We start from the raw sequence: 8,151 nt of genomic DNA, 5'->3' as shown, positions 1-8,151 counted from the left end.
CCGTAGGCAAGGCTTCCATTTCAGACAAGTTTACGCAGCATTACGCTTTTCGCGAGATAAAAACAAAGCCGGAATCCTAGATGTATACTGGGATTGCGGCTTTTTAGGTGTCAAAGATGGGATTATATTAGGATTTTCATTGTGAAAAATCAATAGAGCGACGGTCGATTCCACTGTTTAATTTCAAATACAGAACGGATCCGACCGGCCTTCCGTCTTAACAAGCTTGTGTGAAAATTTTTCCTGCCACTTGATTTCACCGGAAAACTCTATAAAATAGGAAATGTTGTTTCAACTATAGAAAGGTAAATCATGATCCAGGCAAGCAATATTTCTCTTCGTTTCGGTAAAAAAGCCCTCTTTGAGGATGTAAATATCAAGTTTACCGAGGGTAACTGTTACGGTCTGATCGGTGCCAACGGCGCCGGAAAGTCCACCTTCCTGAAGATTCTTTCAGGCAAGATCGAGCCCACGTCCGGCGAGATCATTATCACTCCCGGTCAGAGGCTTTCTGTCCTCGAGCAGGACCACTTCAAATATGACGATTATACCGTCTTAAATACTGTCATCATGGGAAATCAGAGACTATATGACATCATGCAGGAAAAGGATGCATTGTATGCAAAGCCGGACTTCTCAGACGAAGACGGCATCCGGGCATCGGAACTCGAAACCGAGTTTGCCGAGATGGATGGCTGGAATGCCGAAAGCGATGCCGAATCTCTCCTGAACGGACTTGGCGTTGATAATGAATATCATTATCAGATGATGAAGGATCTCCCTATGGCGATCAAGGTCAAAGTCCTTCTTGCCAAGGCTCTCTTCGGAAGTCCTGACATTCTTCTTCTCGATGAGCCGACCAACCACTTGGATCTGGATGCCATCGGCTGGCTGGAAGACTTCCTGATCAATTTTGAAAATACCGTCATCGTCGTTTCCCATGACCGGTATTTCCTGAACAAGGTCTGCACCAATATCGCCGATATCGACTACGGCAAGATTCAGATCTATGCCGGAAACTATGATTTCTGGTACGAATCCTCCCAGCTCATTATCAAGCAGCGGAAGGAAGCAAATAAGAAGAAGGAAGAGCAGATCAAGGAATTGAAGGAATTCATCTCCCGCTTCTCTGCCAATGCAAGTAAGAGTAAGCAGGCGACTTCCCGTAAGAAGGCACTGGAAAAGATAGAGCTCGACGACATTCGTCCTTCCAGCCGGAAGTATCCTTACATCGATTTCCGCCCTCAGCGTGAGATCGGAAATGAGGTCTTAAATGTCGATAATATTTCCCTGACTGTCGATGGAAAGAAGATCCTTGACAATATCACCTTCCATGTCAATCACGACGACAAGATCGCCTTTGTCGGATCCAATGAAGCTGCAAAAACTGCTCTCTTCCAGATCCTGACCGGGGAATTAAAGCCAGATTCCGGTGAATACAAATGGGGCGTTACCACCAGCCAGTCTTACTTCCCTAAGGACAATACCAAGATCTTCGACAATGATCTGACCATCGTGGAATGGCTGACCCAGTTCTCTGAGATCAAAGACGCTTCCTATGTCAGAGGTTTCCTTGGCCGCATGCTTTTCGCAGGAGAAGATGGTGTCAAGAAGATGCGGGTACTCTCCGGTGGTGAAAAAGTCCGGGTACTCCTTTCCCGGATGATGATCGAAGCATCCAATGTTCTGATTCTGGATGAGCCGACCGACCACCTGGATATGGAATCCATATCTGCTCTGAACACCGGTCTGCAGAAATTCAGCGGTGTGATTCTCTTCTCCTCCCGTGACCATGAGATCGTACAGACGACTGCAAACCGGATCATCGAGATCCTTCCGGACGGAAGCATGATCGATAAGGTCGGCACCTATGATGACTATCTGGAAGCCGATGCCGATGCCCGGAAGCGGACCGTATTCTCCACGACTTCCGATGAAGAGGCGGATGACTGACTGATCTCATTCCGATCTCATTCAAAAGACAGATCCATTTTCAGACAAAATGAAGCTGCAGTTTCCGCAAGGAAGCTGCAGCTTCTTTTAATAGATATTTATTAATAGATATTTTTTATAGATATTTTTATAAATATTTCTTCACTGACAAACAGCGGATGGCATTCAATACACAGACGATCATAACGCCGACATCGCCGACCACAGCGATCCACATTCCTGCCAGGCCTGTCGCGCCCAGGATCATACAAAGGATCTTCACACCGATCGCAAAGACGATATTCTCCCGTACGATCCGCATACATTTCTTCGAAATGCCAATCGCCGTCCAGACCTTTTTCGGATCATCATCCATAAGAACAATGTCCGCAGATTCAATCGCCGCATCAGATCCCATCGCACCCATGGCAATGCCGACATCCGCCCGGGAAAGGACCGGTGCATCATTGATCCCGTCTCCGACAAAGGCGACCGCATCTTTCGGATCTTTCCGCTCCTGCATCAGATCTTCAATCTTTTGAACCTTATCCTGAGGAAGAAGTTCTGTATAGACAGAATCCAGGCCGAGATCCCGGCCGACCGCCTCGCCGACTGCCTTCCGATCTCCCGTCAGCATCACCGTTTTCATCTGCATGCCATGGAGGAGACCGATTGCTTCGCCGGCATGCTCTTTCACTACATCCGAGATCACGATATGACCTGCATAGACGCCGTCGATCGCCACATGGATAATGGTCCCGCTTTGATGGCAATCATGCCAGTCAGCACCGACTGCATCCATCAGTTTACTGTTTCCAACGGAAACCTGCTTTCCATTGACCCTTGCGCTGACGCCACGACCTGCGATCTCTGTGACATCGCTGACTTCGCAGCCGTCCTCCTCGCTTCCATACTTGGCATAAGCAAGACGCAGGGAATTCGCAATCGGATGCGTGGAAAAATGCTCGACATGAGCTGCCAGATGCAGCAGTTCCTTCTCATCCAGAACTTCCGGATGCACTGCCGTTACTTCAAAAACACCCTTGGTCAAGGTTCCGGTCTTATCGAAAACAAAGGTCTTCGTTTCTGACAGACGCTCCAGAAAATTCGATCCCTTGATCAGGACGCCGGCCCTGCTGGCGCCGCCAATCCCGGCAAAGAAGGACAGGGGAATCGAGATCACAAGAGCGCATGGGCAGCTGATCACAAGGAAGATCAGGGCCCGGTAGAGCCATGTGATAAATGTAAACCGACCGGACAAAAGCCAGATCAAAAGACTTGGTGCCAGAGCGAGAGCAATTGCCGCATAGACGACGACCGGAGTATAGACGCGGGCAAATTTTGTGATGAAGGCTTCGGAACGGGATTTCCGGGAGGAAGCATCTTCGATCATTTCAAGGATCTTCGAAGCCGTAGATTCACCGAATTCCTTACTGGTTTGAATTTTTAAGAGGCCGGACGTATTGATGCAGCCGCTGATCACATCATCTCCCGGATGAACGGACCTTGGCAGACTTTCACCGGTCAGGGCCGAGGTATCCAGGAGGGAAGTTCCTTCGACTACTTTGCCGTCGATCGGGATCTTCTCTCCGGGCCTTACCGTGATCAGGCTTCCGATTGCAACATCGTCCGGGTCAACCTTGACAAGACCGCCCTTCCCGTCGTCCATATTGGCATAATCCGGCCGGATGTCCATAAGTTCTCCGATATTCTTCCGGCTCTTTCCCACCGCATAGGACTGAAACCACTCTCCCACCTGATAGAAAAGCATAACAGCGATTGCTTCGATATAATCGCCGTCTTTTTTTAAAACAATGCTTTCATAGACTGCAAGACCCAGGGCTCCAAGCGTTGCAACCGCCATCAGGAAATGCTCATCAAAAGGTTTTTTCTTCCGGATGTTTTTCCAGGCCTTTTGCAGGACATCATATCCTACGATCCAATAGGGAATCTGATAGAGAAGAAAGCGAATCAGGCCATGGACCGGAAGGAAATATAAGACAACCATCAGTGTGGCTGAAATCAGGATCCTGATCAGGTTGATTTTCTGCTTTTTATTCATATTTCTTCCTTTCACCTAAGAGGCGGTTTAATCCAGGATCACTCCATCACTTCCGGAAGCATCAATTTCTTTTTTCAGAATCGGCAGCATCTGATCCGGATCAACGCCGTCTTCATAATCAACCTTCATCTTCAAGGTCATGAAATTAACCACACAATCCTTGACGCCATTTACATTTTTCACTGCCTCTTCCATTTCATTTGCGCAGTTCGCACAATCCACATCGATCTTGTAAGTCTTTTTCATAATCATTTCTCCTGTGATTTCTGCAAGTCCTGTCTAATCTTTCGGACCTTTTAATACGGCAAACAATTAAACGTTTGTTTAATTGTTACTTAAAATATACTACCGGATCTTCTGGTCGTCAAGTGCTTCTTCGCAGACTCCGGAAGTTTTTCCCCTTTCACTTTTCCTTTTCCGGCAAGCTTTACTAAAATCGGCACCCGCCTCTCCTTTCAGAAAGACGGGTGCCGATTGTCATTGTTTCAATGGGTACTATTTCTCTCACTGGCATGTGGAAATGGTTGAAAAAACTTTCACTCTCCTACTGCCAGATGCTTTACGGTTTCAAATCCTCTTCGAACGGATGGAATAGCAAGAACAACGAGTGTAATTGCAGCTTCCAGTCCAAGGTAAGCTCCATTGTATGCGAGAGAATAAACCACACCACTCTTAAATCCATAGTCACTTGCATACATACCGAAGAAGATCCAGCCAGACAGGAATGCAAAGAAATATCTGCCAAGTACAGCTGCGATATATCCCTTGATCAAGCCATTTCTGGACTTCGAAAAGAGTCCGGAAAGTCCCAGTGCTCCAAAAGCCAGAATATAATCTGTCAGCATCTGAGGAAAGCTTAGGATATAAGGATCGATCAGAAGCTGAAGAATACCATAGGCAATGCCTGCCATGATGCCATTGGCTGTACCGAACCAGTAACCGATCAAAGCGATGAAGAGCATGGAAAGAAGGGTGACCGATCCGCCCATCGGCATCTTGATCAGCTTAATATTGGAAGTAAGAAAGCCAAGGGCAATTGCCATTGCGGAAAATGCGATCTGCCTGGCGCTTAATTTCTTCCCGCGATTGAAGATCAGATTTCCCAGAATCAGGATCACAATCATCAAAATAACGAGCAGTGTATAGCCGGCTGTCGTAGGCATAAATGTGCCATCTTCCATTTTCTTAATCAAAATAGACATAAAAAACCTCCCTAAGTGCACGCACTGAGGGAGATTCCTTGATGACTAGCTTCCTTTCGCCGGCATTATCCGGATCAAGTAGGTAAGGGTCAGTGGAAATCCATGAGATTCCCACCTCTCAGCGGAATGCGCCCCCAGCGTTAATTAAATTTTACAACCGTTTTCTATCCTATCAATGTGACCTCATTCTGTCAAATTTGCTGTTAAATCTGATCCGTGCCATCGGATCCGAATAGCATTTGTCCATCTTACCGCCTCAAGCATCTTTCTGTCCAACAAGAGGTCAATCAGCTATAATAGAAATAGAAATAAACAAATCTTGAAATAAAAAATAAAAAATAAAAAATCGCCAATTGTAAAATGAAGTTGGACATCTGAATAAAATAAAGATCCATGGCAGGATCTTTGGTAGAATGTAAGTCACCACAACAAACTTTCTACAGGAGAATCGCCACCATGGACTACTCTCATTCTACCATAGCTTCCCATATAAAAGGCAAACATCTTTCGTATGAGGAACGGGTTCTTATTCAGATTCGTCTTAAAGACCACTACTCCATCCGGGCAATTGCCCGTGAGATCGGCTGCTCACCGAGTACTGTCTCGAACGAAATAGCACGTGGCTCAGTTGCCTTGTATAACGGCCATGTGACCCGTTATAAGGCGTCTGCCGGTCAGAAAGCCTATGAGGACAACCGAAAGCACAGTTGCCGGCATTATGACTTCCTGAGCAGATCAGCGTTTCTGGAGTATGTGCTGAAACACTTTACAGAAGATGGCTGGTCATTGGACGCCTGCACCGGACGCGCTGTTCTCGATGGTGAATTTACCAGAGAGCAGATCGTCTGCACAAAAACGCTTTACCGCTATGTTGATCTTGGCCTCTTTGGCATCAGGAACCATAACCTTCCTGAAAAGCTGAAGCGTAAGTCCAAGAAACATAGAGTTCGGATCAACAAGAAAAAGCTGGGTCGCAGCATTGAGGAACGTCCCAGAGAGATCGAGTCCCGTGAGGAATTCGGGCACTGGGAATGTGACCTCGTATTGGGCGCCAAAACCCGGGATGACCAGGTCCTGCTCACTCTTGCTGAACGCAAAAGCCGTGAGTTCCTGATGCTTCCTGTTGCAAACAAGACATCAGCGTGTGTCATGAAGGCAATTAAACAGCTTCAGGAGACTTACAGCGAACACTTCAGCGAAGTGTTCAAAACGATTACGACCGATAACGGTTCGGAATTCGCCGACCTTTCAGAACTTGAGAAGATGGCTGATACGCTTGTCTACTATGCTCATCCCTACACATCCTGCGATAAGGGAACCGTAGAGCGGCATAACGGCCTGATCAGAAGGTTCATACCAAAGGGTAAGCGGATTGATGACTTTACCGGTCAGCAGATCTCCGATGTGGAGACCTGGTGTAATTGCCTCCCACGGAAGATCCTGGGTTACAGAACCCCGGATGAAATCTTCGAGGAGGAAATCGACCGAATCTACCAGGCTACTGCCTAGCGGAGGGTGTCCAACTTGTTATTGCAATTTACTAAAAATAAAAAATAAAGAATAAATAATAAATCCTGCCGGAGCTAAAACAAGAGCCGGCCCAGAAGGTAAGATCCTATGAAGAATGATAATAAATCAAATACGAACCGCACATCCATTCCCTGCAAAGAGCTGCCCCATCATCATGGCAGCTGCAATGAAGAAATCTTAAATGATCTCCCTACGGAAGATATGATCCAGGCTGTTTCAGAAGCCATGAAGCAGCTGGGGGAACCAACGCGGCTGCGTATCTTCTGGCTTCTTTGCCATGCAGAAGAATGCGTGATCAATATTGCAGCTATCATGGATACCAGCAGTCCTGCCATCTCCCATCATTTAAGACTTCTGAAAAATGCAGGGCTCATCGTATCCGAACGGCATGGAAAAGAGATGTATTATAAGGCAGCCGACAGTGAGCTTGCTCAAAAACTGCACCATGTGATTGAAGATATCGGACGGATCTCCTGCCCGGAGTAAGAAAGTCGCTCTTTCCGGAAAGACAAACCGGTATTACAGACCGATCATCGAGAGGACAGGGGTCACTCCATGCCCCGCATCATGGACCGGATCTTTCGCCCGGTCGGCGTACCGGCAAGACCGCCGGTCCCGGTCTCTCGAATACTTTCATCCATATTACGGCCAATCGATCCCATGGCATCAAAGACCTCATCCGGCGGGATCTTGGATTCAATACCGGCCAGGGTCATATCACAAGCCGTCAGAGCATTCACAGCTCCAATCACATTTCTCTTCACACAAGGGACTTCTACCAGACCTGCAACCGGATCACAAGATAAGCCCAGAAGACTCTTCAAAGCAAGTGCCGCTGCATTTGCGATCTGCCGGTCACTTCCACCCTGGAGATAGACCGCTGCACCTGCCGTCATTGCCGAAGCCGCCCCAATCTCAGCCTGGCAGCCGCCTTCTGCACCGGAAAGACTGGCACGGCTGGCAATGACGCCGCCGATCCCACCAGCAACAAACAAGGCCTCTGCCATCTTCTCATCCGAATAACCATACTTCTCCTGCAAGGTCAATAGAACCGCCGGCATAACTCCACAAGATCCGGCCGTCGGTGCAGCCACGATCTTCTTCATGCAGGCATTGGATTCAGCCACCCTCAGCGCCCGCTCCATAACGGCAGCAATCAGATCCCCGCAGATCATCTCCTTTTTGGCTCTCCGATCCGCAATCTTTTTCGCTTCCCGCCCAACCAGACCGCTGGTCGAAGAAAGATTCGGATCATAACTACGGTCAGATTCCACCATAGCCTGATAGGTCGAAAGCATCCTCTTTTTATCTTCTTCTTCCGAAATGTCCTGTGCCCCGGCATCCTCTTCCAGGACGATCTCCCAGAAAGCTCTCTTCTTTTCTTCCGCGATTCTTATGATCTCTTCTATCGAATCGTACATCGTA

General features: G+C 47.7%; 7 protein-coding genes. 3 read left to right on the top strand and 4 right to left on the bottom strand.

The window, feature by feature from the left end:
• Positions 1-312: 312 nt before the first annotated feature.
• Positions 313-1,953 carry an ABC-F family ATP-binding cassette domain-containing protein gene (locus ACKX2L_RS10900; protein ID WP_497551267.1) on the top strand — a complete coding sequence of 547 codons (1,641 nt, stop codon included), beginning with the start codon at positions 313-315 and terminating at the stop codon, positions 1,951-1,953.
• Positions 1,954-2,080: 127 nt separating this feature from the next.
• Here ACKX2L_RS10900 and ACKX2L_RS10895 read toward each other — a convergent pair whose 3' ends face one another.
• From ACKX2L_RS10895 to ACKX2L_RS10885, 3 genes are all read right to left on the bottom strand, one after another.
• Entirely contained in the window at positions 2,081-3,994 is a 1,914-nt protein-coding gene (locus ACKX2L_RS10895) for a heavy metal translocating P-type ATPase (RefSeq protein WP_497553286.1), read from the bottom strand.
• Between the two features lie 27 nt (positions 3,995-4,021).
• Positions 4,022-4,240 (bottom strand): cation transporter, encoded by a 219-nt coding sequence (locus tag ACKX2L_RS10890; RefSeq protein ID WP_497553285.1) that lies wholly within the window; start codon positions 4,238-4,240, stop codon positions 4,022-4,024.
• A gap of 290 nt (positions 4,241-4,530) precedes the next feature.
• Positions 4,531-5,196 carry an energy-coupled thiamine transporter ThiT gene (locus ACKX2L_RS10885; RefSeq protein WP_497551264.1) on the bottom strand — a complete coding sequence of 222 codons (666 nt, stop codon included), beginning with the start codon at positions 5,194-5,196 and terminating at the stop codon, positions 4,531-4,533.
• Between the two features lie 456 nt (positions 5,197-5,652).
• On the opposite strand from ACKX2L_RS10885, the gene ACKX2L_RS10880 reads away from it, so the two are divergent.
• Both ACKX2L_RS10880 and ACKX2L_RS10875 read left to right on the top strand, forming a co-directional pair.
• Positions 5,653-6,705, top strand: coding sequence for an IS30 family transposase (locus ACKX2L_RS10880; RefSeq protein WP_497553284.1), 1,053 nt, complete (start codon positions 5,653-5,655; stop codon positions 6,703-6,705).
• Positions 6,706-6,813: 108 nt separating this feature from the next.
• Positions 6,814-7,212, top strand: coding sequence for an ArsR/SmtB family transcription factor (locus ACKX2L_RS10875; protein WP_497553283.1), 399 nt, complete (start codon positions 6,814-6,816; stop codon positions 7,210-7,212).
• A gap of 62 nt (positions 7,213-7,274) precedes the next feature.
• Here ACKX2L_RS10875 and sdaAA read toward each other — a convergent pair whose 3' ends face one another.
• The gene (sdaAA, locus tag ACKX2L_RS10870) at positions 7,275-8,147 is read right to left on the bottom strand and encodes an L-serine ammonia-lyase, iron-sulfur-dependent, subunit alpha (protein WP_497553282.1); all 873 of its coding nucleotides are present in this window, start codon (positions 8,145-8,147) and stop codon (positions 7,275-7,277) included.
• Positions 8,148-8,151: the final 4 nt, after the last annotated feature.

The organism is Porcibacter vitabionis (assembly GCF_046263795.1).
GTDB lineage: Bacteria > Bacillota > Clostridia > Lachnospirales > Lachnospiraceae > Lachnocurva.
This window is presented reverse-complemented; position numbering and strand designations above follow the sequence as displayed.